Origin of the sequence: Streptomyces sp. NPDC057438 (assembly GCF_042802995.1) — a bacterium.
Lineage (GTDB): Bacteria > Actinomycetota > Actinomycetes > Streptomycetales > Streptomycetaceae > Streptomyces.
In genome coordinates this window covers 1-2480 of sequence record NZ_JBHVDD010000175.1, presented here as the reverse complement: position 1 = coordinate 2480, position 2480 = coordinate 1, and the positions used below count along the sequence as shown (strand labels likewise).

The 2480-nt window shown below is 58.2% G+C and carries 2 rRNA genes (1 of these 2 running past the window's edge); both read right to left on the bottom strand.

The window, feature by feature from the left end:
• Positions 1-636, bottom strand: a 23S ribosomal RNA gene (locus tag ACFU5F_RS41980); it reaches 2564 nt to the left of the window's first position.
• A 315-nt stretch (positions 637-951) separates the two neighbouring features.
• Positions 952-2477 (bottom strand): 16S ribosomal RNA (locus tag ACFU5F_RS41975).
• The 16S and 23S rRNA genes sit together here, the layout of an rRNA operon.
• Positions 2478-2480 lie beyond the last annotated feature (3 nt).

The following is a 2480-nucleotide window of genomic DNA, read 5'->3' as shown; positions in this document are numbered from 1 at the left end:
TACGTCCGACGCTCCCACGGCTTGTAGGCACACGGTTTCAGGTACTATTTCACTCCGCTCCCGCGGTACTTTTCACCATTCCCTCACGGTACTATCCGCTATCGGTCACCAGGGAATATTTAGGCTTAGCGGGTGGTCCCGCCAGATTCACACGGGATTTCTCGGGCCCCGTGCTACTTGGGTGTCTCTCAAACGAGCCGTCAATGTTTCAGCTACGGGGGTCTTACCCTCTACGCCGGACCTTTCGCATGTCCTTCGCCTACATCAACGGTTTCTGACTCGTCTCACAGCCGGCAGACTGTGAAAGAGAGATCCCACAACCCCGTATACGCAACCCCTGCCGGGTCTCACACGCATACGGTTTGGCCTCATCCGGTTTCGCTCGCCACTACTCCCGGAATCACGGTTGTTTTCTCTTCCTGCGGGTACTGAGATGTTTCACTTCCCCGCGTTCCCTCCACTTGCCCTATGTGTTCAGGCAAGGGTGACAGCCCATGACGACTGCCGGGTTTCCCCATTCGGACACCCCCGGATCAAAGCCTGGTTGACGACTCCCCGGGGCCTATCGTGGCCTCCCACGTCCTTCATCGGTTCCTGGTGCCAAGGCATCCACCGTGCGCCCTTAAAAACTTGGCCACAGATGCTCGCGTCCACTGTGCAGTTCTCAAACAACGACCAACCACCCATCACCCCCGGATAACCACCGGAGTTCACTGGGGCCGGCACTGAAGGCAACCTGAACGGCCATACCCTCAGACACCCAACAGCGTGCCCGACACCCTCGCCACTCATGATCAGCGTTCCACGCTCCGAAGAGCAGTACTGGCAGCCCGAGATGACTGAGAGTGCCGAATAATCAACGTTCCACCCATGAGCTAACCAGCATCAGACATTCGCTGATGTACTGGCCTCTGACCTCACCCCGTAGGGATCGGTAGAAGTGCTCCTTAGAAAGGAGGTGATCCAGCCGCACCTTCCGGTACGGCTACCTTGTTACGACTTCGTCCCAATCGCCAGTCCCACCTTCGACAGCTCCCTCCCTTACGGGTTGGGCCACCGGCTTCGGGTGTTACCGACTTTCGTGACGTGACGGGCGGTGTGTACAAGGCCCGGGAACGTATTCACCGCAGCAATGCTGATCTGCGATTACTAGCAACTCCGACTTCATGGGGTCGAGTTGCAGACCCCAATCCGAACTGAGACAGGCTTTTTGAGATTCGCTCCGCCTCACGGCTTCGCAGCTCATTGTACCTGCCATTGTAGCACGTGTGCAGCCCAAGACATAAGGGGCATGATGACTTGACGTCGTCCCCACCTTCCTCCGAGTTGACCCCGGCAGTCTCCTGTGAGTCCCCATCACCCCGAAGGGCATGCTGGCAACACAGAACAAGGGTTGCGCTCGTTGCGGGACTTAACCCAACATCTCACGACACGAGCTGACGACAGCCATGCACCACCTGTACACCGACCACAAGGGGGCGACCATCTCTGGCCGTTTCCGGTGTATGTCAAGCCTTGGTAAGGTTCTTCGCGTTGCGTCGAATTAAGCCACATGCTCCGCTGCTTGTGCGGGCCCCCGTCAATTCCTTTGAGTTTTAGCCTTGCGGCCGTACTCCCCAGGCGGGGAACTTAATGCGTTAGCTGCGGCACCGACGACGTGGAATGTCGCCAACACCTAGTTCCCACCGTTTACGGCGTGGACTACCAGGGTATCTAATCCTGTTCGCTCCCCACGCTTTCGCTCCTCAGCGTCAGTAATGGCCCAGAGATCCGCCTTCGCCACCGGTGTTCCTCCTGATATCTGCGCATTTCACCGCTACACCAGGAATTCCGATCTCCCCTACCACACTCTAGTCTGCCCGTATCGAATGCAGACCCGGGGTTAAGCCCCGGGCTTTCACATCCGACGCGACAGACCGCCTACGAGCTCTTTACGCCCAATAATTCCGGACAACGCTCGCGCCCTACGTATTACCGCGGCTGCTGGCACGTAGTTAGCCGGCGCTTCTTCTGCAGGTACCGTCACTCTCGCTTCTTCCCTGCTGAAAGAGGTTTACAACCCGAAGGCCGTCATCCCTCACGCGGCGTCGCTGCATCAGGCTTTCGCCCATTGTGCAATATTCCCCACTGCTGCCTCCCGTAGGAGTCTGGGCCGTGTCTCAGTCCCAGTGTGGCCGGTCGCCCTCTCAGGCCGGCTACCCGTCGTCGCCTTGGTGAGCCGTTACCTCACCAACAAGCTGATAGGCCGCGGGCTCATCCTTCACCGCCGGAGCTTTCCACACTCATCGGATGCCCGAGAGTGTCGTATCCGGTATTAGACCCCGTTTCCAGGGCTTGTCCCAGAGTGAAGGGCAGATTGCCCACGTGTTACTCACCCGTTCGCCACTAATCCCCACCGAAGTGGTTCATCGTTCGACTTGCATGTGTTAAGCACGCCGCCAGCGTTCGTCCTGAGCCAGGATCAAACTCTCCGTGAATGT